Here is a 24321-nt window from a genome sequence, read left to right as displayed (position 1 = left end):
ATCAATTAACATACACTAAAGAAATGGAGAGGTGACTATGATTAAATTAAATAAAATCAAGAGCAATTGCGTGGCTGCAGTTATTCTTACAATGTGTCTTATGACTGCAGGCTGTGACAGAAATTCAACTTCAACTACTACTGCATCAGGCAGCCAGACTACCATCACTTCAGACATTACTAAAGAAGACACAGATGTAACACACGCAGATGATGAGGACGAAGTTACTATCGTATTAAACGGAACATCTGGCACTTGCTCAACCGGTTCACCCATATATGTTAAAAATGCTTCCAAAGTCAAGATTAAATCAGAAGAGAACTCATTTACGATAACTTAAACATTTATACAGATACTTACTCTGAATATAGTGAAGAAGTTACTTCGCCAGGCAGTTCTTCTGGTACATCTGCCAGTCATGGCAGCTCTGGTAGAAATAAGACCGGCGGCGACCGTCCAGGAATGCCTGGTGACTTTAATGAATCCGGTAATTCTTCTGGACAGTCCTACTCAACTAAAGGTATTAAAGCAAAAAGCGAAATAAATATTTCAGGCTTTACAATTAACATAAGTTCGACAGATGATGGTATCAACGCCTGCACAGGTAATGGAAAGACTTCTCCAATTGTCAATGTAACAGGCGGATATATAGATGTCACAACTGCGTCTGGTGATACTGATGGTATTGATTCTAATGGAAATTACGTACAGACTGGTGGAACATGCATTGCACTCGGTGGTGTATGCGAAACGCCTGTAAACTCTGCTAATGCTTATGTATTAAGTTCCGTATCATTCAGTTCTGAAAGCTATTCACTTAAAGATTCTTCTGGCAACGGCTGGATATGTTCTGACACTCTTTCAACCGGCTCAGGCTACACACTCTACAGAGGTTCTGACTCTATTGCAGACTGGACTCAGGAATCTGGAACAATGGGAGCTTCTGCACTGGCGGCTTCAGCGGCAGACGATAATAAGATAATTCATATTTACCATCCTCATTTTCCCCTTGCTAATATCTCCCCAGTATGATACAATCCATTTATATTTGCTTCATTGATTTAAAGCGTTACACTTTAAACTTATGAAGTAAGGGTTAATACATTTAATATGGGGGTTTTTATGTTAAAACTGGTTATTCTTATTATCTACTTTGCGGTGCTGATAGGCATTGGCTTATACTGCCGCAAGCATGCAACTGATGTTAATGGTTTCGTTCTCGGTGGAAGAAGCGTTGGTCCGTGGCTCACCGCATTTGCATATGGAACATCTTATTTCTCGGCTGTTGTATTCGTTGGATACGCAGGTCAGTTTGGCTGGAAATACGGCATTGCCGCAACCTGGGCTGGTATTGGCAACGCAATTATAGGTTCACTTCTTGCATGGGTCGTACTTGGCAGAAGAACAAGAATTATGAGCCAGCACCTTGATTCAGCAACCATGCCACAGTATTTCGGAAAGAGATTCGGCAGCAATCCATTAAAAATCGGTGCTTCCGTTATCATATTCATTTTCCTGATTCCATACACAGCTTCGCTCTACAATGGACTTTCAAGACTTTTCGGTATGGCCTTCAACATTGATTACAGCGTCTGTATCATAATCATGGCAACACTTACCGCAATTTATGTAATTGCAGGTGGTTACATGGCTACTGCAATCAATGATTTCATTCAGGGAATTATCATGTTATTCGGTATTGTTGCAGTTATTGCTGCCGTAATCCACTCTAAGGGCGGCTTCATGTCAGCACTGCAGGGCCTTGCAAATGTGACTGACCCGGCTGTAAGCGATACTCCCGGTATATTTGCTTCATTTTTCGGGCCTGACCCATTCAACCTTTTATGTGTTGTAATCCTTACATCACTTGGAACATGGGGACTTCCTCAGATGGTTCAGAAATTCTATGCCATCGATAATGAAGCGTCTATCCAGAAGGGTACTGTAATATCAACAATATTTGCACTTATAGTTTCAGGCGGATGTTATTTTCTCGGAGGTTTTGGAAGATTATTCTCTGACCAGATAGATGTCAAGGCTAATGGATTCGACTCAATAATTCCAACTATGCTTTCTAACTTAAGTCCTGCGCTTATTGCATTGGTTGTAATTCTTGTGTTGTCAGCTTCAATGTCTACACTTTCATCACTTGTAATAGCTTCAAGCTCAACACTTACTATTGACTTCTTAAAAGATAACTTCATCAAGAACATGAGTGAAAAGAAACAGGTATTATACATAAGAATTCTTGTTGTTGTATTTATTGCGATATCTGCAATACTTGCACTTATCCAGTACAAGAGTTCAGTAACATTTATTGCACAGCTTATGGGAATATCCTGGGGTGCACTTGCAGGTTCATTCCTTGCACCATTTATGTTCTCGCTTTACTCTAAGAAGGTTTCCAAAGCATCATGCTGGGCATGCTTTTTATTCAGCTCAGTACTTATGCTTGCCAACATCTTCTTCAGAGCAGGCTTCCCAACATGGCTCCAGTCACCTATCAACTGCGGTGCATTTGCAATGTTTGCCGGAATGATTATCGTTCCTGTAGTCAGCCTGTTTACACCGAAGCCAGATAAAGAACTTGTCGACAGCGCATTTGCATGCTACGAAAAAGAAACAGAAGTGCCACAGAAGACAGCACTTGGAAAATAATTAATATGTTGTGTTACCAGCCAGCCGTAGGATTATCTGGCAGCAGCTATGTCCGATTTAAGGCGAACCGTGTGGGAGTTATGCAGCTATATACTAAAGATTGCTGCAAGAAAACTCGTTCAAGCGAAGCGCGTTTGTTTTCGCGCAGCATAATAAACTCTGTATATAGCTGCATTTACTCCCGCTAGGTGTAGCCGCCATGAGGACATAGCTGCTGCCAGATAATCCTACGGCATATGGTAATTCACAACATATCTAATATTTATATACCCTTTACAACAAAACCTCCTTGTGCTATAACAACCAAAGTTATAAAACACAAGGAGGTTATTTATGGCATCAAAGCTTCACAATGCCCTCGCTAAGAAGCTTCCGGATATACAGATGTCCGAAGCCTTCATAAACTGCGTATTCCTTGCCATGTCCGGTGGACTTCAGGATGCATATACATATTTTACAAGAAATGAAGTATTCTCCAACGCACAGACCGGTAATGTGGTTCTTATGAGTACACATTTTATGATGGGTGAATGGTATCAGGGATTAAAATATCTTCTGCCATTCTTAGCATTTGGTCTTGGCGTATTCGTAACAGAGCGGATTCAGGGCAAATATAAAAATGCCACCAGACTTCACTGGCGGCAGGCAATATTACTTATTGAAATTGTTATCTTAATTGCAGTTGGCTTCATGCCCCACTCAATGGACATGTTTGCAACAATAATCGTATCATTCTCATGTGCGATGCAGGTACAGGCATTCAGAAAAGTCAATGGTTATTCTTATGCGAGCACCATGTGCATCGGCAATTTAAGAAGCGGTACAGACGCACTTTCAGTATTTGTGCGTACTGGCAATAAAACATCTCTTAAGAAAGCCGGATATTATTTTGGCATAATATTATTCTTTGCAATCGGCGCAGGTATTGGTGGAAACCTTTCAATGCTGTTCGGAATACACACAATCTGGATTTCAAGTGCTCTGCTTTCAATCAGTGTACTTCTTATGTTTGCGGAGAAGCTTAAAATATAATGTCCGATTTATTCAATCGTATCTTTATTCCATTTCCTTAAGGAGCTGGTTTCTTCTGCCACCCTTTAAGTACATGGCACTATAAGACTTGTATCTGTCACACGGATTTACAAGAAGGAATGATGATGACTCCTTTCCTGTTGTGAGTTCTGTGACAAATATAAGCATTTCCTGATCCAGCTTTCCGATATCTTCCCTTGAAATCTCCTGTTTAGAACCTTCTAAGAAGTCAAATGCATTTTCTAACTTTGCAAGTGTCTGTTCCTCAACACTTTCCAACCTTTCAGCCTGTGCAGCAAATTCTGCTTTCTCCTTATCAATAGCAGCTGCATCCTCTCCTGCTTTAATCTTATCTTTGATAGATTTATACCAGTTGTCAGTATCCGCCTTTAAAGCAGCTGAATATTTAAAATGCTTATTCAGAGTGTCAAGCAGCAGATTTACCACAGTTAGTCTCTCATCATAATCAGCTTCTACCATTCGTCTGTATATATCCGGCGCAGCATTACCCATAAGAATATTGTTAATTCCATAATCATCCCTGTACTTATTGTATAGGTCATAATATGCTCCAAAATCCTCCGCAACATCCTCATTATGAAGAAATTCCCCAACAACCCCGGCATTAATGCTGATTCCAAGCTCCTCATACACATACATAAGACTGCTCATATCCTCCCAGCCTCGTGCCGTAATGAATTTAAGCCCGTCAACATCTGCCTCTACCCTGTAGAAATTCTGTGGTCTTATATCAAGATATGAAAGAATTGCATTGTGAATCTCACGTTCTCTTGCATATTCACGCCATACTTCAAGGTCCGCATCAATATTAATTACTCTCAGACGGTCATATGTAACCATATCAAACTCACGTACTGAACGGTTAAATTCAGGCGGATTGCCAGCTGCGACAATTATCCAGCCCTCCGGCACCTTCTGATTGCCAAATGTTTTGCACTGTAAGAACTGCAGCATAGTTGGAATGAGAGTCTCAGAAACACAGTTAATCTCATCAATAAAAAGAATTCCTTCCCTGTGCCCATGCTCCTTAACAGCCTTGTACACTCCGGCAATTATCTCGCTCATCGTATACTCTGTTACAGAGTATTCCTTCCCTTCAAACTCCTCTGTCTTAATCATCGGAAGTCCGACAGCACTCTGTCTTGTGTGGTGCGTAATAGTATATGAAACAAGACCGATTCCACACTCTTCTGCAATCTGCTCCATAATCTGTGTCTTTCCAATTCCCGGAGGTCCCATAAGAAGCACAGGACGCTGACGTATCGCCGGAATCCTGTATTCTCCCTCTGCATTTTTACAAAGATATGCTTTTACTGTATTAACAATCTCCTGTTTTGCCTCTTTAATATTCATAGTCATGTCCTTTCTATCTGTCTGACTTGTCCAGTCTTATTCTCATCGCCCACGCAGGCACTTTCGTCTCATCGTAATCTTTCATGAATACAAATGCGGTTCTGTAACCTGGCTTTTTCTTCGGATAAGTTCCTTCTCCATCTGTGAAATACAACATTCCACCGGGATTCTTAATCTTTCCTTCTTCAATCAGTCTGTCTATATATTTGAACGGAGGTCTGAAGTCAGTATTACCGCCTCCCTTTATCTCAAATGTATTGAAAAATCCTTCAAGCTGCATCCTGTCTTTAATCACATCATCACTCTGTATTACATCATCACACTGTATAATATGAATGCAGCTCACCTTGAAAAATGCCCTGTCGTCCATAATTATGTCAAATGTTTCCTGTAGGAATCTTCTCACAAGCTCCCCACTCGTTGAATAGCTCGTATCGACAACTACCACTAGTTCCCTTATCTTGTCAATTTCTCTTGTCTCAAGAGGCTCAATAAGCGGCATATTCTTATATACTGACAATCCATAAGCATAATATCCAAGATCAAATTCATCATCATTAATCTTTAACTCTTCATGATACTCAGCAAATTTCTTAAGAAAATCCCTGTAGCTACGCCGGCGTTTCTGTACACGCATAAGCTCATTTAATGAATTTTCATCCTTACCACTCTCACCATCGCTTTTCTGCTTCTCCATAGTCATCTGACGCGCCCGCTGCTCCCACTGCTGCTGCACCTTATGTGGCTGCTGTATCATGTTCTTTCTGTCATTCTTATACTGCCATATTGTATGGTCATCTGTATAGAATTCCAGCCACAGCTTATTAAGTTCTTCCTTATTAATATTCAGCAGATATTCATATATCTGTGCTGACGAAACACATTTATCATCATCCAGCTTTTTATATATATCCTGTCTTCTCCATGTCAGAATCCTTTTCACGCACGGCTTATCAAGTCTGTCAATTATTCTCTCAACAGCAATATCGCACGCAAGATTCCACATATTCTCATCTCTTCCGTCACACAGCCATATGTGGCTGTACACACAATGAAGCACTGAATGTAGATACACCCTCACCAGAAAATTCTCATTCTTTCTGAACACATCTATCGTATGTCTTGTATTCATATACAGATATACTCCGTCTGTTGCAAATGTGGACAATCCCATGTTAGCCCTTGGCACAAGCACATTAAGCACGGGCTCCATAAATCTCATATCAATATATATTTCCCCTGCAAGATAATCTATTATCTTGCCACACATCTCAAGTTCCCATTCGCTCTCTGTCTGAATATGTGCCATGCCATCATCTCCTTTCATGTCCGATTTTTTCAACTTCAAAATTCATATCTGCTTTTTTTTAACTTTGGTGCAAATCTGCTGCCAAGTTCAATAATTGCTGTGCTTCCCATTGTCCAGTCACATTTCCCAGCAAGTTTGAGTGCGGCATCAAGTCTACTCTCATCAAGTATATTATTATCAGCCATGAACTCAATAATATCAATTCTTCGCTCAGCAACTACCCATTCCAGCACATCTGCAGTATTGTCCTTAATGAATTCCATATACATATCTCTTGCACTATCTGTCAGTTTAACTGGATACTGCAGTCTTCCAACCGCCATCTTCGATAAAGTATATGTACTTTCCAGAGCCTTCGCTGCTTCAAATATTGTATCGTATCCAGCAGCATCTACAACCCCATTGTCAAAAAGCTGCCTTGCCCTGTAGCCTTCCCCCTGCAGATCCATGTGGAATATATGTGCAGGTCCGATTTCTTCATAGCTTTCAGTATACTCTGAATAATAGAAACTTCCACATGTATTTCCATCATCAACATATTTAAGTTCAATTCCCTTATTAAGCTGTTTCAGGAAATACTGTGCTCCAGTCGGCTCTTCCGCCCTGCTTCTTACCATAAGCACGGACAGTCCCATGCAATTCATAAATGCATCATTATTAACCACATTTAAACTGCTCCCAAATTCTATACGCTTAAGCTTTCTACAATTATAAAATGCGTAACTGCATAATTCCTGCACACTGTCTGGCAATATAACCTGTTCAATATAATCTCCGCTAAGCTCATTCATTCCTCTGTCTCTGGCAGTCTTTTCCATCTTCTCCCAGTCATTATCTGATGTCCGATTCTTACAATTATTTCTGGCAGAAAAACAATATTCACCTATCACCTTAACCTCATATCCATCTATCATCTGCGGAACATACACCACAGATGTCTGACCCATGAGCCTCAATATATGTAAACCATCTTTTTCCTCTTCACATAACGCAGCATAATTAACTTCCACTCCCTGCTGCCACACACTATACTCTGCGACCATTATCCATCTCCTTGTTGTCTGTCTTGTTTCATTCTAACATAAAATGTCCTGCTCTGGCATAGATTGTATAAATGAATCCTGCGGAGTCCCCACATGCGAGACTATATAGAAGAACGTGCCATACAACTGGCATATTACATAATTGAACATAAGGCTACTGTAAGACAGACTGCTAAAGCATTTAACGTAAGTAAAAGCACTGCACATAAAGATGTTACCACCAGACTTATGGAAATCAATCCTGAGCTTGCTAAAGAAGCCCGCAAAATACTTGATGTCAATAAACAGGAACGTCATATTCGCGGTGGAATGGCAACTAAAGAAAAATATCTGCACTCATGTACCAGATAAAACAGCTACTAAAAAATTTATATAAAAATCTTAATTTACTCTTGACGAATGTCATTATATTGTGTACTATCTTATGCGGTAATATTAATTGAATATTTTATATCCCTTATTAAGAGTGGTGGAGATACATAGGATCTATGAAGCCCGGCAACCCCTTTTGTATTGAGGAAGGTGCCAACCTGAGCGATATTAGTCGAACAATAAGAGGATTTCGATACAGTCTATCGGGTCCCCTTGTCGGGGACCTTTTTTTGTGCGAGTAGCGATAGCAATGTAATTCTGGCGTCTAAGCTACGAGCGCAAGTAGCGATGAGAATCTAACTCGAATAGCGATGAAAAATCATGGGATAGACATATTCACGATAAAATCAAAAGGAGATAACATGGAAAGAAGATTATTTACTTCAGAATCAGTAACAGAAGGACATCCTGACAAAATCTGCGACCAGATTTCAGATGCAGTACTTGACGCTCTCTACGAGCAGGATCCATACTCAAGAGTAGCATGCGAAACTCTTACTAACACAGGTTTTATTATGGTAATGGGCGAGGTTACAACTAAGGCTAACATAGATATTCCTTCTATCGTAAGAAAGACAGTTACAGATATTGGTTATGACAGCTCTGATAAGGGATTTGATGGTAACACCTGTGCTGTTATGGTTGCATTAGACAAGCAGTCAGCTGATATTGCTATGGGTGTTGACAAGGCTCTTGAAGCTAAAGATGGCGAGATTGATGATTCAGAATGTGGTGCCGGCGATCAGGGTATGATGTTTGGTTACGCAACTAACGAAACTCCTGAATTCATGCCTTACTCTTCTGCACTTGCACAGAAGCTTTCTAAGCAGCTTACAAAAGTTCGTAAAGATGGCACTCTTTCATACTTAAGACCAGACGGAAAGACACAGGTAACAGTTGAATATGATGAAAACAAAAAGCCAGTAAGACTTGATGCTATCGTTGTTTCATCACAGCATGCTCCTGAAGTATCTCAGGAACAGATTCATGATGATATTAAAAAATATGTTATTGACGCAATCGTTGATCCAGCTATGATTGACGCTGACACTAAGATATACATCAATCCAACTGGACGTTTTGTAATTGGTGGACCTAACGGAGATTCAGGTCTTACAGGACGTAAGATTATCGTTGATACTTATGGTGGTGCTGCTAGACATGGTGGTGGTGCTTTCTCTGGTAAGGACTGCACTAAGGTTGACCGTTCTGCTGCATATGCTGCAAGATATGTTGCTAAAAATATTGTTGCTGCGGGACTTGCTGACAGATGTGAGATTCAGCTTTCATATGCAATCGGTGTTGCAAGACCAACATCTATCATGGTTGATACATTTGGCACAGGAAAGCTTGATGAAGAAAAAATCGTTGAAATCATCCGTGAGAACTTTGATTTAAGACCTAACGGAATCATTAAGATGCTTGACTTAAGAAGACCTATCTACAAGCAGACAGCCGCTTATGGTCACTTTGGACGTACAGACCTTAATCTCCCTTGGGAGAAGCTTGACAAGGTAGATGCACTTGCTAAGTATCTTGGTTAATTAACTTAAATCAAACAGACATTCAATATAAAGAGCACTAATTAAGGGCGTTCAGATAACCAGACGATTTGCTGGTTATCTGAACGCCCCTTATAATCATTCTTTTTCCGTAATCACACCTTCTTCAGCCACTTCTTCCGCTCCATGCGTACAAGGAATATTGCACCTCTGAAGCAAAGCTCTGCCGCCATCGCTATCCACACACCAACAAGTCCGTAACTTCCAACAAGAAGGAATGAAAGAACAACACGAACAGCCCAGAGACTGAAGAAATTCATAAGGCTTGAAACAAGAGTATCTCCTGCTCCACGAAGTACACCTGTTACTACAATTGACGCGCCATACAGTGGCTCCGCAAATGCCTCAATTCTAAGTATAGTTACGCCAAGCTCTCTTACTACCAGGTCAGGTGTAAGAATTCCAATCATGAACGGTGCAAATATAAACATCAGAAGTCCGGTGAACGCCATGATTCCCATTCCGAAAGCAACTGAAATTCTTCCAAAAGACAATGCAAGCTTTCCTCTGCCTGCACCTATACTCTGGCCAACAAGTGCCGTTGCCGCTTCCTCAATTCCGTAAGCTGGCATATAGCACAGACTTTCTGCAGTTATTGCAAATGAATTGGCAGCCACAGCCACAACTCCTAATGGTGCAACAATTCTTGTTATCGTAATCATAGCCCCGAACATAACTACATTTTCAAATGTAACAGGAAGAGATAAAACAAATGACTTCTTTATTGTCGCAAGACCTGCCTTCTCATCAGAATCTGTTCCATAACCCTTAGAAAGCATCGGTGTTCTGAACATCAATACATAAAACATAATAATTGTGGTGACAATCTCTGCCGCCGTTGTTCCAAGTGCTGCACCCATAACTCCAAGACCAAAGCCAAAACCATGCCAACTGAATATGAATATAAAATTGAATATAACATCAAGTAAACAATTCATGGAATTAAGAATTCCTGGTGTTCTCGTATTACCACAGCTCTGCAGCATTCTCGTACCAAGACGGTTAAAACCAAGTGCCGGCATAGACAATGATGTTATAAGAAAATACATTGTCGCATCCTTCTGTATCGACTCTTCTCCACCGAGCCATGCTGGAAGTCCCCAGCTTATCATGGCTCCGGCAGCACCAATAATAATTGATATAAGAAGAACAATTCCAAATGACTGTAAGAACACTCTTCTTGCCCTGTTAAACTTCTTTGCCCCGACAAGCTGTGCCACCTGAATTGAAAATCCAAGTGATGGTGCAGAAGCAAGGCTTCCAAGCAGCCATGTCGTTGTCGATACAAGACCTATTGAAGCCGAACAGCCTGCCCCCAGTCTTCCGACCATAGACGCATCAATATATTGCATTATAATTGATGACACCTGTGCCAGAATCGTAGGCAGACTCAGCATAATTACAAGTCTTATCTTCTGTTCAAATGTAATTTCTTTATTATCTCTTATATAGGAAAGTGTATCTTCCTTCATTTAGCATTACCCTTCTACAATATTTTTAGCATGCTCAAGAGCTGCATCAATATTGGCACAGAAATTATCTCTTCCAATCTCATCCGCAAAGCCAGCATGCTCCATAACTGACATAGGCTGTTCATTTACATGTGAAAGAATCATAACAGAACCATGTCTTTTACATACCGCATGAATATTTCTTAAAGATCTGAGGGCAGTAACATCCATTGCTGGAACGCCTCTCATTCTTACAATAACTGCCTTAGAACCTGATACAGTCTGGATATCAAGGAATTTGTCTGCAGCTGCAAAGAACATAGGTCCGTTAATCTCATATACAAGTGTATCCTTAGGAACCTGCTTAAGATTAATACTGTCAGGATCATTATTCTCATCTATATTATCGCCAATATATTTCCAGCTCTTAACCTCAGTAACATCAGCCATTCTCTTAAGGAATAAAAGTGCAGTAAGCACAACGCCAACTTCAATTGCAACAACAAGATCAAATACAATAGTAAGCACTGCTGTTGTAAGAAGTACAAGAATATCACTCTTTGGTGAAGTCTTACAAAGAGAAATCATTTCTCTCCAGCCACTCATGTTATAAGCTACCATGAAAAGAATCGCTGCAATTGCCGGCATTGGAATCCATGCTGCATATGGCATAAGCACAACAAGGATAAGAAGAAGTGTTACAGAATGAACCATACCAGCGATTGGTGTACGTCCACCATTCTTAACATTAGCTGCTGTTCTCGCAATAGCACCTGTTGCTGGAATTCCACCGAATAAAGCAGACACAAGGTTACCTGCACCCTGCGCAACGAGTTCCATATTAGGCTTATGTCTGCTTCCAATCATACCATCAGAAACAACGCATGATAAAAGTGACTCAATACCTGCAAGTACCGCAATTGTAAATGCATCTGGCAAAAGATTCTTAGCCATTGTTATATTAACATGTGGTATGCTGATACCCGGCAGCTTGCTTGAAATTGTATATAAATCTCCGATAGTCTTAGCCTGCATTCCAAGTTTAACCATAATTACAGAAACTATAACAGCAATTAAAGATGCTGGAATCTTCTCTAACTTCTTGAATCTAGGCCATATTATAAGAATTGCAAGTGATACACCACCTACAACAAGAGCCTGCCAGTTAAATGTGTTAATACATTTAAACACTGCATTTAACTTATCAAGTGTCTCAATAGTTGGTCCTGTATACGCAGAAGTATCAAGACCTAAGAAATCCTTAATCTGTCCTACAAGAATAGTAACTGCTATACCAAATGTAAATCCAGTTGTAATTGTATAAGGAATAAATCTGATAAGATTACCAAATTTAAGAAATCCCATGATAATAAGAATGATACCAGCCATAATTGTTGCAACAATAAGGCATCCATTCCGTTCTGTGCCACAATTCCTGCAACAATAGTTGCAAATGCGGCTGTTGGTCCGGCAATCTGAACCCTGCTTCCGCCAAGGAATGAAATAACAAAACCAGCAAATATAGCTGTGTAGATACCCTGCTCAGGACCTACTCCTGATGCAAGCGCAAGTGCGATAGATAATGGTAACGCTATGATTGCAACGATAATACCTGCAATAACATCATTAACAAACTGCTTCTTAGAATAGCCTTTCATAACATCAAAAAGCTTTGGTACAAATTGATTCATTGTTTTCCCCTTAAGTGGTTTTACCACATTTCTCATATTATTAATAGTACAGAACCTGCCTGCTCATATATGTAAATCCCGTTTTAATGCGGAAATAATAAGAATAAATAAGGCTGCACACCCATTAATAGCTGTGCAACCTTAGTCCTGTCAAACATTAAATATTAACTTAATCACGAATTACTCTGCTGTATCTGTTGTATCATTAACCGTAACATTCTCACACACAAAATCAACTATCTTCTGATAAAGAACCTGATATCCAATCTCTGAATTCATAGTCTTGCCATAAGTATCAAGAATATCATTATAGTCATCATAACCATAATATGAAGCAAGCTCCTCACCTGTTGAATTAATATCATCTGCAGTAACAGTGATATTGTTATCAGCAGCTATCATAGTTACAATCATCTTCTGTAAAAGATACTGCTTTGCATAATTATCTGCATACTCGTTAAATGCATCGAGTGAATCAAAGTTATATGCACTCTTAATATACGCCTCCTTAGAAGAGTATGATGAGCTATATGACTGATATTCTGCATCTACGTTACTGTTAAGAGTATTTAATAAATCTGTAAGTTCTTCACTTGGATAATCTGAAACGTCAAGTCCATCAGACATCTGTTTATAAGCAGCATCAAATATAGCACTTGAACGGCTTGATGAAGCCTGTGTCTCAAGGTAAGACCTTACATATGTTCTTAACTGCTCAACTGTTGTAACTGAACTATCCTCAATTCCTAATGAAGCAGCATTAGCTGCAACCCACTCATCTGTAAGTTCTGGAACAACTGATTCGTCAATTTCATTAACAGTTACTGTGAATACTGTTGTCTTTCCTGCAAGATCTGAATTGTAATAGCTCTCTGGGAATACACATGTAATATCAGTCTCCTTACCTACTGTAAGTCCCACAAGGCCCTTATCAAGATCATCAATGAACTTTCCTGAACCTATTGTGTAAGTAGCATCTGTAGCAGTTCCCCCTGAAAATGCTGTTCCATCAAGCTTACCACTGTAATCAAGCTTAATAACATCTCCTGCCTTAGTTGTTCCCTCTGTTATAACATTAGTTGTAGCCTTTGATTCAAGCATGCTCTTGATATAATCCTCAACATCTGAATCAAGAACAACATAATCTGACTCCTTAAGATCAACAGACATTCCTTTCCAGTCTGAAAGATTAACAAATGTCTTATATACTCCTGCATTAGATGTAATTGTTCCTGCATACTCTTCTGCATTTATCTCTGTGTTAGCTGTAGAAGCTTTAGCTTCTTTCTTTTCTGTTTTACCACATGCTACTAATGATGCTGCAAGTGCACCTACAAGTAACACACTGAATAACTTCTTTTTCATATACTTCCTCATTTCTACATACATAAACATTCCTGCCTAACAGCAAGCCTTATATTTATAGCACATTTATCAAAAAAATAAAAGTAATTTCACACTAATTTCACTTTTTTATACAGCGTTAAACTGTTATAATCTCAATGTGTTAAAAATTTTTGGAGGATGCCGGTTTATTCCGGTAATTATTCTATGAAGAAATTTAATAAAATAAAATGCTTTTCATATGTGTTTACTGTTATTCTGGCTCTGGGCTTTGTGCTTACCGCCTGCGAAAAACCTGCAGTTACACTGACTACCCCGGAGTCTGTGAACGGCTTTAAGTTAAACACATTTGTGCAGATTGACTCATACACAAGTGTTTCTAAGAATACTCTTACGGAAGCTCTTAATCTGTGTGACTACTACGAAAACATTTTTTCAAGGACTAAGGAAGATAGCGAGTTATCAAAGGTTAATTCTAACCAGACAACAAGCATATCTAAGGAAATGTATGAATTAGTAAGTGCCGGACTTGAATATGCTGCTTTGAGTAATGGAGCATTTGACATAACAATAGGAAGCGTTTCCAGACTGTGGGATTTCACTGCGGAATCTCCGAAAGTTCCTGACAGCGGACGTATTGCTGAAGCTTTGACACATGTCGATTACACCAGGGTCAGTGTGTCCGATAACGGTGATGGTACTTATTCAATCAGCAAGCCTGATGATGTCATCCTTGACCTCGGAGCTGTTGCTAAAGGCTATATTGCCGACAAAATCAAAGATTTTCTTGAAGAAAATGGTGTAAAACGTGCTATAATCAATCTTGGTGGCAATGTTTTATGTATAGGTAAGAAAACTAACACGGATAACTTTGGAATTGGCGTAAGGAAGCCATTTGCAGCCAATAATGAAGTGCTTGTTGCTCTTTCTGTTGATGATTCCTCTGTTGTATCATCCGGCAACTATGAGCGTTATTTCTATGCTGATGATGGAACATTTTATCATCATATACTTAACCCGGCTACAGGTTATTCTTATGACAACGACCTGTCCGATGTTACTATTCTATCAAAGGATTCGCTCACCGGAGACTGCTTGAGCACTACCTGCTTCTGCCTTGGGCTTGAAGACGGCATGAAACTTATTGAAAGCCTTGATGGAATTGAAGCTGTATTTGTGACTAATGAAGGTGAAATTCACTATTCTAGTGGAGCGAAGGCCTATGTAAAGAGCTGAGATATCTCGCGCTACCAGGCTTAACTTAATATCAAAAATGAAATGGAGAACATACAATGATAAGACTCATATTAATCGTTATATTTGCTATAATAATATTCTTTGCCAGCCTTATAATGCTTCCTGTATTCTGGCTTATTGGCAAGTTCAATCAGGATGCTAAGGATCGCGGAAGTCTCCGCTTTGTGCAGGGTGTTTTTAAGGTTGTTCTTTTTCTGTCTGGTGTTACAACAACTGTAAAAGGACTTGAAAACCTCCCTAAAGACGGAGAAGCTGTACTTTTTGTAGGCAATCACCATGGTTTCTTCGACACAATTATTTCTTACACATACATGAAACCCAGAACTGGCTTTGTTGCCAAGAAAGAGATTGAAAAAGTCCCTCTTCTTAATATATGGATGAAATATCTTTACTGCCTCTTCCTTGACAGAAAGAATATGAAAGAAGGTTTAAAGACTATCCTTACCGGTATTGATTACTTGAAAGCTGGAACTTCAATTGTTATATTCCCTGAAGGAACAAGAAATAAAAGCATTGATGGTGTTCTCCCTTTCCATGCAGGAAGCTTTAAGCTTGCTGAAAAATCAGGCTGCAGGATTATTCCTATGGTACAGAACAACACAGCTGCTGCATTAGAAGACCACCTTCCATTCTTTAAAAAGACTCACACTGTCCTTGAATTTGGCAAGCCAATCGATGTCGCCAGCATGGACCGCGAGCAGAAAAAAACTCTTGCCAAGGATGTGCAGGATCTTATTGAGAAGATGTACGAGGAAAACAAGGCACTTGTGTAGATTGGTTTAAAGTGGGCGGTCATGATGGAGGTATGTTGTAGTTTCAGACACGCTCCCGCTCGTGAAAAGACGTAGCGGTACTAGGCGCACTGCCTCACTTCGTGAGGTGCGTTTGCCAAGTGCCGACGCCTTTCCAACGGTCTGAAACTACAACATACCTCCATCCTGACCTTACACTTCGCTTAATCTACGGGCGCTTGTTTCCTGCGGAAACTTTGCGGGAGCGGGGCGGCAACGCTGGTAATTGATTTTCTACCGGAAGTAGTGGGCTGTGGCTGGGGTGTATGTCGTTTCCAGACCGTTTAAAATGCGTCGGTACTTAGCAAACGTACCTCACGCAGTGAGGAAGTGCGCTTAGTATCCGCTACGCATTTTAACGAGCGGGAGCGTGTCTGAAAACGACATACACCCCAGCCACAGCCCTCCCTCACGGCAGAAAAAAAAGACTACACCAGCATATTCGCTGATGTAGCCTCTCATCCTTACTTATTCTTCTTAAAAAATCCCTTCTTTTTCTTTTCAGGAACTACAATCTTTCCACCTCTTACAGACTTTATACCTACAATATAGATACCACTTACTTCTGCCTTGACTTCTGCCTTAATTGGAATCTGGTCAAATACCTTAGGATCACACATAAGTGACATAACTCTTGGTCCAATCTTTGCCTTAACTATTGGCATCTTACGCCCTCTGAATGCCTTAGGTGTCTGGTCTAAGACCATCTTTGGAAGTCCTGCATCTTTCATCTTCATCATCTTCTTATCAATGACAAGCATTGACATAACCTGCTTTGCAGCCTCTAACTGTGCATTATTAGCTTCCTGCTTCTTCTGAAGCTTTCTACCCACAATAGTAAGTGCAACAAGTGCTGCTATAAGTACAGCAATAACTATCAATAAAACAATACTCCAAACTGGCATATTTACTACTCCTTCGTTAACTTTTCATATACTAGTTAATTATATCAAAACAATCAGTAATTGCAAGTGTTTTGTGTTGGACTCTGGGGCGGATTGTGTGGGTATATGTCATTTCCAGACACGCTCCCGCTCGTGAAAGTGCGTAGCGGACACTAAGTTCACTGCCTCACTTCGTGAGGTGTGTTCACTAAGTGCCGACGCACTTCCAACGGTCTGAAAATAACATATACCCACACACTCCGCCCACCTCCCCACAAAAACTTGCTTGGTGCCTTTGGCACCATCGCTCTCTGCGGGATTCACTCTCGCCAGACCCGCCTCCGCCAAAGGCGGACAGGGGAAGTGACATCGTAAGGGGGCAGGGTGTGCATATGCTGTAGCGTAAGACCGTTGGAAAGGCGTCGGCACTTGGCAAACGCACCTCACGAAGTGAGGCAGTGCGCCTAGTACCGCTACGCCTTTCCACGAGCGGGAGCGTGTCTTACGATGCAGCATATACACACCCTGCCCCCGTCCGTCTGCCACTTTCCTCTAGTCAGTCAACTTATGAAGAAGTGACATCTTCATATCATAATATGCCGGGCTCATGTCAAGATAATGGTTATGAGGATTCTCAAATCTCTGCTCCTCTTCCCATATATTGTCACTGAGCTGTTCCTGAACATACTTCTTGATTTCATCTATTGAAACCCTATCCACTACACGCTTGCCGTTCTTTACAACAAGCTGCTGTAACTCTACTGCTGTGCAGTTTTCAAAGTATCTGTTCTTCCAAGGCTTTACAGGGTCTACATAGCGGTAAGGCTTTGAAAGGTCAACAACCTCATCAGCACCTGCTATAAGGTCTGCTATTGCCTTTTTATTCTCGTCATATATTCTGTAAACCTTCTTAAGACCCGGGTTTGTTATCTTCTCGACATTTTCAGAAATCTTAATTCTTGGCTGGAATACTCCATTCTCCTCTACTGCTGCAATCTTGTATACAGCTCCAAATACTGGATCTGACTTTGCTGTTATAAGTCTCTCACCTACACCAAAGCTGTCAATGCAGCCGCCCTGCTCTAATATTGACATAATAGTCCATTCATCAAGACTGTTGGAAACAACTATCTTACAGTCAGTAAGACCAGCATCATCAAGCATTTTCCTTACCCTCTTAGATAGATATGCAAGGTCACCACTGTCAAGACGGATGCCCTTAAGACGCTTGCCCATTGGCTCAAGTACTTCCTTGGCACACCTGATTGCATTAGGAATACCCGATTTAACAACATCATAAGTATCTACGAGAAGCACAGTTGCATCCGGGTAATTCTCCGCATAATGCTTAAATGCTTCAAATTCATCACGATAAAACATTACCCAGCTGTGTGCCATTGTTCCACTGATTGGAATATTAAACATCTGACCGGCAAGAACAGTAGCTGTTCCAACTGCACCACCTATATAAGCTGCCCTTGCACCATATACTGCTGCATCCATGTTATGTGCACGTCTTGCACCGAAATCTGATACAGCACGTCCCTTAGCTGAACGCACTATTCTTCTTGTCTTGGTTGCAATAAGTGACTGGTGGTTAACCTGAAGAAGAATTGCAGTTTCAACAAGCTGTGCATCAAGTAACGGTGCAACAACAGTGATTACAGGTTCATTAGGATACATAATAGTTCCTTCCGGGAATGAATAAATATCTCCTCTGAACTTAAAGTTGGCAAGGTATGTAAGGAATTCTTCCCCAAAAAGCCCCTGACCTCTTAAGTATTCAATATCATCTTCGTCAAAATGCAGATTCTCAATATATTCAATAATCTGTTCAAGTCCTGCAAATATAGCATATCCGGCATTATCAGGGTTCTTTCTGTAGAACACATCAAATGCAACCTTTCTTTCCTTGTCCTCATCCTTAAAATAACCATTAGCCATTGTAAGTTCATAAAAATCCATTACCATTGTAAGATTTCTCTCATCAAACTGTTTCTTCATAACTACTCCTTTTTCAAAGAAAAATGTACTATTCATCAATTCTAAGTTCTCTGGTTGTTATTGTTATCTGCATATCACAATCTGAAAGATGTTCACAATTTACTTCCATTCCATACACAAGATATATACTTATTGTATCCTCAGTTCGTTCAATTTCAAGACTTTTTGTGATAATCCCCAGGCTCATATTTCCATAAGGTGTCTGGTAATAAGTCATATTTTTACTACCCATTGTAAACCTCATCTTAGTAGATACAACGCCCTTCTTTGTCACCTCTACGCTGTCACCATCAATCTTTATTATGCTGCTTGACCGTTCCTGTGAATCATCATATACTTCCTCATACCGTATATATTCTTTGCCGTTAACAACTGAATACGTTCCAACATTAATAACTTCAATTTCATCGTCCTGAGTCTCAATTTCATCTATATTTTCCCCGTCACTCTGAAATCCTTCTTCCATCGTTCCGGTATATAAACCTTTTATCTTAATAAAGACCTTATCCTTATTATTCAATCGTCCTTCCTCCACTGACTGCTTATAACCCAAGCAGTTCATTTATAAATGTTAAATATTTAAATCTGACTTTACAGCCCCTGTCAGTTACTGTCTTATATTCTTCATCTGTAAGAACTCCTGCAAGCTTTTCCTTAGAATCCTCTGGAACTACGCCATACACTGCATCTACAAAACATAATGGTGGATACAGTACGCACCACCAGTTCTTTCCTTCTGCCTCTCCTATGTCAACTCTGAATGCCTCATAGTATCCTGCTGGAAATGTAACATCACCATATGATTTAACCGGAAAATAACTTTTCTCAAAATACACGCTTACATCTTCCATAAATCCATTATCTCTTAAAGTCTTAATTGCAACATTTCTTATGTTATCACTTTCTGACTCTAATATAGCTCTTGACTCTGAAAGAGAATCTGACTCTGAAAGAGCCGGTCTTATGTAATCAACTACTGCTTCCTTAACCTTAAGCTTAACCTCCTGGTCTTCCTGAGAATCACTGTTGGCCCTCACATGGAATCTTATAATACTCTCAGATATGCCTTCTGTAACTGCCTCTAAATTTCCTGCATAAAACACTCTGTAATAACCAACCAGTCCACTGACAACTATTATAACAATAAGCAGAATTCCAAGTTTCTTTTTAATGTTCATATGATATTTACCCCCTGATATATCTTCATATCTGGGATTATATCCATATATTTGCATAATAAACAGAAATTTACAAACTAACAAAGGCTGGCATATACAGCCAGCCTCCGTGTAATCTAAAGATTATTTGTTAAGAAGTCTGATAATACCCTTTTCCTGATTAGTAATATGCTGTCTTATGACAATCTTAGTATTTTCTTCATCTTTCTTAGAAAGCTTATCAATGATGTCATTATGTTCGCTTATAAGAATAGAATGTGCTCTTGCATCCTTAACATATTCCAGCCTGTATCTGTACATCTGCTCTCTTAGATTGTTAATAATCTGAATAAGTCTCTGATTATCTGTCATTGCATATATACTATCATGGAAATTCACATCAGCATCTACAATTGCAACCACATCCTTAGATATAATTGCTGCTTCAAATCTCTTATTAGCCATCTTAAGCTCTTCAATTCGCTCCGGAGTAACATTGCGGCATGCAAGTGTTGCTGCAAGCTCCTCAAGTGCTGCTCTTACCTCAAGAACATCTCTCATGTCCTTCTCTGTTATATGGGCAACCTCAGCACCCTTTCTTGGAATCATAATAACAAGGCCTTCAAGTTCAAGCTTTCTGATTGCCTCTCTTATAGGAGTTCTGCTCACTCCAAGCTTATCGGCGAGTTGAATTTCCATAAGCCTTTCACCTGGCTCCATCTCACCACGAAGAATCGCCTGTCTTAAAGTATTAAAAACCACATCTCTTAATGGGAGATAGTCATTAACATCCATCTTAAGTTCACCTTTCATATAAAACCTTGCCTTTCTCTATTACTCTGAATGTGTGTTGTTTTCATATATATTATGGAGTAAATGTTTCCGTTGTATACACCTGCCTTGCTTCGCCCTTCTGTCTTAAGAACTGCTGGCACGCTATCATCGACTGTTCATCAGGGAATATTCCAAATACTGTCGGACCACTTCCGCTCATCATTGCATTAATGGCTCCATGTTCTATCATATCCCTCTTAATACTGTCAATAACCGGATACAATGGCACTGTAACCGACTCTAATACATTACCCATTCTTGAAGCAACAAGTGCAACATTCTTTAACTTAATAGCCTCAATTATTCCATCTATATCAGGATGTGACTTGATTTGTGTACTGTCAAGATTCTCATAGACAAGCTTTGTCGATACATTAACCGGTGGCTTTGCTATAAGAATATGACAGAATGGCATATCCGGAAGCCTTGTAAGCTTCTCGCCAATTCCCTCAGCTAACGCTGTGCCTCTCATAATACAATAAGGGACATCTGCTCCTATCTCAACACCTATATTCATAAGTTCCCCCATAGGAAGATTAAGCTCATAAAGTCTGTTCATTCCGAAAAGTGCACTTGCTGCGTCACTTGAACCTCCAGCCATTCCAGCAGCAACAGGAATGAATTTATTAAGATCAACCTCTATTCCTCCATCAAGCTTATACTTACTCTTCATAAGCATAATTGCCTTATAAACAAGATTATTCTCATTCACAGGTAGAAATCCTATATTAGTCTTAATTCTTATCTCTTCCTCCGAAATCCTTGTCATTATAATACGGTCATACAAACCAACAGTCTGCATTACCATTCTTACATCATGATATCCGTTCTCGCGTCTTCCAATAACATCAAGTCCAAGATTAATCTTAGCTCTTGCCTTTAATCTGATACTTTCCATATATCACCTAACCTTGTATACAAAATCCATTTTTCAAGACTATTATATTAAAGAAATTGTACAAAATCAAGTACAATCTTATAATTACAATTCTAAAATGTTTCATTCTTACGATACTTATGGGGCGAAATTCCCTTTGCCTTCCTGAATGCATCACCAAAATAATTACTGTCATTAAATCCACATTCAAATGCAATGTCAGTAATAGACCTGTTTGTCTCAAGCAGAAGTCTGCAGGCATTCTGAATTCTGACATTAATAATATATTCTTTAAATCCAAATCCAGTAGCTGTCTTAAATTTCTTAGAAAGATATGACCTGCTTAAGTTAAATTTTTCTGCAACATTTTCAAGTGACAGATTATCGGCATAGTGTTCATATATATATGTGGCAACTTCCTGAATTATTCGATTATCTACATCAATTTCTTTAATAACATTTTCCTCATAATTCTTACAGCGGATAATAAAAAGCAGCAGTTCTATAAGCCCCACCTTTATGAATGCCGGCGACAGTTCATCAGGAGAATCATTTTCAAATAACAGTTTATCAAGCAGGGCAACAACATAGTCTCTTCTTTTTTCAGGAATATTAATAACTCCCGGCTTCATACAGTTTTCCATAAGCTCTTTACCAGTCTGGTTCTGAATCCATTCAGTTGCTTCATTTCTGAAGCTTATAACAATTCTTTCGTGCATTCCTTTTCCATTATAAGTTGTCCTGTGAAGACAGCCACTTGGAACAATAACAAGATCACCCTTTCCGAACTTATAAATGTTGTGGTCAATAAAACTTGTACACTCTCCGCTCGAAAGATAGAATATCTCATTAAACGGATGCACATGTGCCCCTACTCCTGTAGAACAACTGGTATTACTTCTTTTTATTCTTTTAATATCAAAATCCTTCGACATATCCTGAAACATATATTCCACCCTCTCATTCCAGCTTTTTACGACTATTATAATAACATTTCTGTATTATTTTAATCTTTCATCGGTTTAATTGTAGAAATCACTGTTTTTTATGCTTATATTATGTATAAATGATTTTGAAATGTCAACCAAAAATCAGTATTTTGAAATTTTTTCTGTAAAGCAAAGTATTTTAATAAATCTATATTATGAAAGAAGGTCTATTATGGCGAAACCAATAAGTGAAGACAAGAGAGATATTATTCTTAATGGTAATCTTTTCCATGCAATTCTCATGCTGGCAATTCCTGTTATGATTAACAGTTTTATACAGTCAATGTACAATCTGACAGATACTTTCTGGCTTGGAAAGATAGGAACTGAGAACCAGTCTGCAATTACGCTCGTGTCTCCATTCCAGAATATTCTGATTAATTTTGGTAACGGAATCACAACAGCCGGTGCGATTCTTATATCACAGTATCTTGGTGCAAGAGAAGATAAACAGGCCAACTCTATGGCAAACCACATCTGTCTCACTTCACTTGCATTTTCAGTATTATGCGCACTTATATGCTGGCTTGTCTCTCCGGGACTTGTGAAGTGGCTCGGTGCAGAAGGCAGCATCTACACATATGGACTTACATACATAAGAATTGTTGTTCTTGACCTGCCGTTCCTGTTCACAATTAACCTGTTTACATCTGTAAAACAGTCACAGGGCGACACAGTAAAACCAATGCTTCTTAATATGTTTGGCGTTGTTATTAATCTTATATTAGACCCGTTATTTCTTATGGTTTTCAAATGGGGTATCGGTGGTGCTGCCCTTGCAACTCTGATTGCCAAGATTCCATGTGCAGTGATTGCACTTATTGTACTTACAAGACCAGAACAGCTTATCAGAATAGATTTCAGGGGATTTAAGTTTGATAAAAGCAAGATGGGTTCGATTGTAAAAATCGGACTTCCTACAGCAATCGGTGGAAGCACTATGCAGCTTGGTTTCCTTCTTATGACTAAAAATGTTAATGCTTACGGATTCATTGCAACAAGTGCTTATGGTATAGGAAACAAAATTAACAGTATCATTACAATGCCTGCAAATGGTATCGGCTCCGCCATATCAACTATCGTTGGTCAGAATATAGGTGCCGGACAACAGGAAAGAGCAGACAAAGCTTACCATTATGCTCTTCGCATGGGAGCACTGTTCCTGTTATTCTTCGGCTTGATTCTATCAAGAAGATTTATTTCACATGCTATGGTAACATTTTTCTCAGCAGACGAAAGAGTTATCCCGCTTGCAACAGATTTTCTCTCACTCATGGCTTTCTGGTGCTGGAGCAATGCATTCTACAATGTTACGCAGGGGCTTTTTCAGGGAAGTGGTCACACCATGATTACAATGATTGTAGATGCTTCAAGAATATGGATATTCCGTCTGCTAACCCTCTGGGTATGTGCCAATGTGCTTAATATGGGGGTTGAATCTATATGGTATGCTGTCGTAATCAGTAATGGAACATCCGCTGCCATACTTTATGCACTGTACTGGACAGGAATATGGAAAAAATCTACAATCAAGATTGAAAAGGCAGAAAGCTAATTCTGATAATTATTATTTAACAAGTTAAGTGGTACATGTGTTTTCCACATGTACCCCTTGATTATTTACATTCCAGACTTTTATTCATTCGAATTCTTCTTTCTCTCAAGCTTTCATAAGCTTCTGGCTTTATTTTC

21 protein-coding genes, 1 pseudogene and 1 riboswitch are annotated in these 24321 nt (G+C 39.5%); of the genes and pseudogenes, 9 read left to right on the top strand and 13 right to left on the bottom strand.

Annotated features, from left to right (window positions below; genetic code table 11):
• Positions 1–37: 37 nt before the first annotated feature.
• The 4 genes from DW963_RS05195 to DW963_RS05180 all read left to right on the top strand — a co-directional run bounded on the left by DW963_RS05195 (position 38) and on the right by DW963_RS05180 (position 3690).
• The gene (locus tag DW963_RS05195; RefSeq protein ID WP_117914124.1) at positions 38–340 is read left to right on the top strand and encodes a carbohydrate-binding domain-containing protein; all 303 of its coding nucleotides are present in this window, start codon (positions 38–40) and stop codon (positions 338–340) included.
• Positions 310–1032, top strand: coding sequence for a carbohydrate-binding domain-containing protein (locus tag DW963_RS05190; protein ID WP_502694404.1), 723 nt, complete (start codon positions 310–312; stop codon positions 1030–1032). Before DW963_RS05195 ends, DW963_RS05190 begins: the two co-directional genes overlap by 31 nt.
• 90 nt (positions 1033–1122) lie before the next feature.
• On the top strand, positions 1123–2658 hold the full coding sequence (locus DW963_RS05185) for a sodium:solute symporter family protein (RefSeq protein ID WP_286169047.1): 1536 nt from the start codon (positions 1123–1125) through the stop codon (positions 2656–2658).
• A gap of 333 nt (positions 2659–2991) precedes the next feature.
• Positions 2992–3690, top strand: a complete 699-nt coding sequence (locus DW963_RS05180; protein ID WP_181990445.1) for a YoaK family protein — start codon at positions 2992–2994, stop codon at positions 3688–3690.
• 24 nt (positions 3691–3714) lie between these two features.
• On the opposite strand, the gene DW963_RS05175 is transcribed toward DW963_RS05180, so the two are convergent.
• The 3 genes from DW963_RS05175 to DW963_RS05165 are packed head-to-tail and all read right to left on the bottom strand — an operon-like array spanning position 3715 to position 7416.
• Positions 3715–5064 (bottom strand): ATP-binding protein, encoded by a 1350-nt coding sequence (locus DW963_RS05175; protein ID WP_117914121.1) that lies wholly within the window; start codon positions 5062–5064, stop codon positions 3715–3717.
• Positions 5065–5077: 13 nt separating this feature from the next.
• Entirely contained in the window at positions 5078–6373 is a 1296-nt protein-coding gene (locus tag DW963_RS05170; protein WP_117914120.1) for a vWA domain-containing protein, read from the bottom strand.
• Positions 6374–6408: 35 nt separating this feature from the next.
• Positions 6409–7416, bottom strand: a complete 1008-nt coding sequence (locus DW963_RS05165; RefSeq protein WP_117914119.1) for a leucine-rich repeat domain-containing protein — start codon at positions 7414–7416, stop codon at positions 6409–6411.
• A 93-nt stretch (positions 7417–7509) separates the two neighbouring features.
• Here DW963_RS05165 and spoIIID point away from each other — a divergent pair, with 93 nt between their 5' ends.
• Together spoIIID and metK are read left to right on the top strand one after the other, a co-directional pair.
• Positions 7510–7767 (top strand): sporulation transcriptional regulator SpoIIID, encoded by a 258-nt coding sequence (gene spoIIID, locus DW963_RS05160; protein WP_117914118.1) that lies wholly within the window; start codon positions 7510–7512, stop codon positions 7765–7767.
• Positions 7768–7870: 103 nt separating this feature from the next.
• Positions 7871–7974: riboswitch (SAM riboswitch) on the top strand.
• A gap of 176 nt (positions 7975–8150) precedes the next feature.
• Entirely contained in the window at positions 8151–9332 is a 1182-nt protein-coding gene (gene metK / locus DW963_RS05155; RefSeq protein ID WP_117914117.1) for a methionine adenosyltransferase, read from the top strand.
• 113 nt (positions 9333–9445) lie between these two features.
• Here the strand turns inward: metK and DW963_RS05150 are convergent, their stop codons facing one another.
• From DW963_RS05150 to tig, 3 genes and pseudogenes are all read right to left on the bottom strand, one after another.
• Positions 9446–10822: an MATE family efflux transporter gene (locus DW963_RS05150; RefSeq protein ID WP_117914116.1), complete on the bottom strand. Its 1377-nt coding sequence runs from the start codon at positions 10820–10822 to the stop codon at positions 9446–9448.
• A gap of 6 nt (positions 10823–10828) precedes the next feature.
• Positions 10829–12492, bottom strand: a pseudogene (locus DW963_RS05145) (SulP family inorganic anion transporter).
• Positions 12493–12672: 180 nt separating this feature from the next.
• Complete coding sequence (gene tig / locus DW963_RS05140; RefSeq protein WP_158568622.1) at positions 12673–13857, bottom strand: trigger factor; 1185 nt, start codon at positions 13855–13857, stop codon at positions 12673–12675.
• Positions 13858–14043: 186 nt separating this feature from the next.
• Here tig and DW963_RS05135 point away from each other — a divergent pair, with 186 nt between their 5' ends.
• Positions 14044–15072: an FAD:protein FMN transferase gene (locus DW963_RS05135; RefSeq protein ID WP_117914155.1), complete on the top strand. Its 1029-nt coding sequence runs from the start codon at positions 14044–14046 to the stop codon at positions 15070–15072.
• A gap of 56 nt (positions 15073–15128) precedes the next feature.
• Positions 15129–15866, top strand: a complete 738-nt coding sequence (locus DW963_RS05130) for a lysophospholipid acyltransferase family protein (protein WP_055287012.1) — start codon at positions 15129–15131, stop codon at positions 15864–15866.
• Between the two features lie 482 nt (positions 15867–16348).
• On the opposite strand, the gene DW963_RS05125 is transcribed toward DW963_RS05130, so the two are convergent.
• From DW963_RS05125 to DW963_RS05090, 7 genes are all read right to left on the bottom strand, one after another.
• Positions 16349–16789 carry a hypothetical protein gene (locus DW963_RS05125; protein ID WP_055216227.1) on the bottom strand — a complete coding sequence of 147 codons (441 nt, stop codon included), beginning with the start codon at positions 16787–16789 and terminating at the stop codon, positions 16349–16351.
• A 531-nt stretch (positions 16790–17320) separates the two neighbouring features.
• Complete coding sequence (locus DW963_RS05115) at positions 17321–18772, bottom strand: nicotinate phosphoribosyltransferase (RefSeq protein WP_117914113.1); 1452 nt, start codon at positions 18770–18772, stop codon at positions 17321–17323.
• A 28-nt stretch (positions 18773–18800) separates the two neighbouring features.
• Positions 18801–19292: a YwiB family protein gene (locus tag DW963_RS05110; RefSeq protein WP_158567481.1), complete on the bottom strand. Its 492-nt coding sequence runs from the start codon at positions 19290–19292 to the stop codon at positions 18801–18803.
• A 22-nt stretch (positions 19293–19314) separates the two neighbouring features.
• Positions 19315–19950: a stage II sporulation protein R gene (gene spoIIR, locus DW963_RS05105; protein ID WP_207740282.1), complete on the bottom strand. Its 636-nt coding sequence runs from the start codon at positions 19948–19950 to the stop codon at positions 19315–19317.
• A 123-nt stretch (positions 19951–20073) separates the two neighbouring features.
• Complete coding sequence (locus DW963_RS05100) at positions 20074–20742, bottom strand: GntR family transcriptional regulator (protein ID WP_117914111.1); 669 nt, start codon at positions 20740–20742, stop codon at positions 20074–20076.
• A 52-nt stretch (positions 20743–20794) separates the two neighbouring features.
• Entirely contained in the window at positions 20795–21661 is an 867-nt protein-coding gene (gene ispE, locus DW963_RS05095; RefSeq protein WP_117914110.1) for a 4-(cytidine 5'-diphospho)-2-C-methyl-D-erythritol kinase, read from the bottom strand.
• 92 nt (positions 21662–21753) lie between these two features.
• Positions 21754–22587 (bottom strand): AraC family transcriptional regulator, encoded by an 834-nt coding sequence (locus tag DW963_RS05090; RefSeq protein ID WP_117914109.1) that lies wholly within the window; start codon positions 22585–22587, stop codon positions 21754–21756.
• A gap of 214 nt (positions 22588–22801) precedes the next feature.
• Between DW963_RS05090 and DW963_RS05085 the strand changes: the two genes are divergently transcribed.
• Positions 22802–24184 carry an MATE family efflux transporter gene (locus DW963_RS05085; RefSeq protein ID WP_117914108.1) on the top strand — a complete coding sequence of 461 codons (1383 nt, stop codon included), beginning with the start codon at positions 22802–22804 and terminating at the stop codon, positions 24182–24184.
• The last annotated feature ends 137 nt before the right edge of the window (positions 24185–24321 follow it).

It is taken from the genome of Eubacterium sp. AM46-8, from assembly GCF_003466705.1.
Taxonomy (GTDB): Bacteria; Bacillota; Clostridia; order Lachnospirales; family Lachnospiraceae; genus Lachnospira.
Note: the sequence above shows the minus strand (reverse complement) of the source record. Positions and strands in the feature narration are given on the sequence as shown.

Coding starts and splice junctions, on each gene's coding strand:
- DW963_RS05195 (WP_117914124.1), top strand. CDS start 38: ATGATTAAATTAAATAAAATCAAGAGCAATTGCGTGGCTGCAGTTATT.
- DW963_RS05185 (WP_286169047.1), top strand. CDS start 1,123: ATGTTAAAACTGGTTATTCTTATTATCTACTTTGCGGTGCTGATAGGC.
- DW963_RS05180 (WP_181990445.1), top strand. CDS start 2,992: ATGGCATCAAAGCTTCACAATGCCCTCGCTAAGAAGCTTCCGGATATA.
- DW963_RS05175 (WP_117914121.1), bottom strand. CDS start 5,064: ATGAATATTAAAGAGGCAAAACAGGAGATTGTTAATACAGTAAAAGCA.
- DW963_RS05170 (WP_117914120.1), bottom strand. CDS start 6,373: ATGGCACATATTCAGACAGAGAGCGAATGGGAACTTGAGATGTGTGGC.
- DW963_RS05165 (WP_117914119.1), bottom strand. CDS start 7,416: ATGGTCGCAGAGTATAGTGTGTGGCAGCAGGGAGTGGAAGTTAATTAT.
- spoIIID (WP_117914118.1), top strand. CDS start 7,510: ATGCGAGACTATATAGAAGAACGTGCCATACAACTGGCATATTACATA.
- metK (WP_117914117.1), top strand. CDS start 8,151: ATGGAAAGAAGATTATTTACTTCAGAATCAGTAACAGAAGGACATCCT.
- DW963_RS05150 (WP_117914116.1), bottom strand. CDS start 10,822: ATGAAGGAAGATACACTTTCCTATATAAGAGATAATAAAGAAATTACA.
- tig (WP_158568622.1), bottom strand. CDS start 13,857: ATGAAAAAGAAGTTATTCAGTGTGTTACTTGTAGGTGCACTTGCAGCA.
- DW963_RS05135 (WP_117914155.1), top strand. CDS start 14,044: ATGAAGAAATTTAATAAAATAAAATGCTTTTCATATGTGTTTACTGTT.
- DW963_RS05130 (WP_055287012.1), top strand. CDS start 15,129: ATGATAAGACTCATATTAATCGTTATATTTGCTATAATAATATTCTTT.
- DW963_RS05125 (WP_055216227.1), bottom strand. CDS start 16,789: ATGCCAGTTTGGAGTATTGTTTTATTGATAGTTATTGCTGTACTTATA.
- DW963_RS05115 (WP_117914113.1), bottom strand. CDS start 18,772: ATGAAGAAACAGTTTGATGAGAGAAATCTTACAATGGTAATGGATTTT.
- spoIIR (WP_207740282.1), bottom strand. CDS start 19,950: ATGAACATTAAAAAGAAACTTGGAATTCTGCTTATTGTTATAATAGTT.
- DW963_RS05100 (WP_117914111.1), bottom strand. CDS start 20,742: ATGAAAGGTGAACTTAAGATGGATGTTAATGACTATCTCCCATTAAGA.
- ispE (WP_117914110.1), bottom strand. CDS start 21,661: ATGGAAAGTATCAGATTAAAGGCAAGAGCTAAGATTAATCTTGGACTT.
- DW963_RS05090 (WP_117914109.1), bottom strand. CDS start 22,587: ATGTTTCAGGATATGTCGAAGGATTTTGATATTAAAAGAATAAAAAGA.
- DW963_RS05085 (WP_117914108.1), top strand. CDS start 22,802: ATGGCGAAACCAATAAGTGAAGACAAGAGAGATATTATTCTTAATGGT.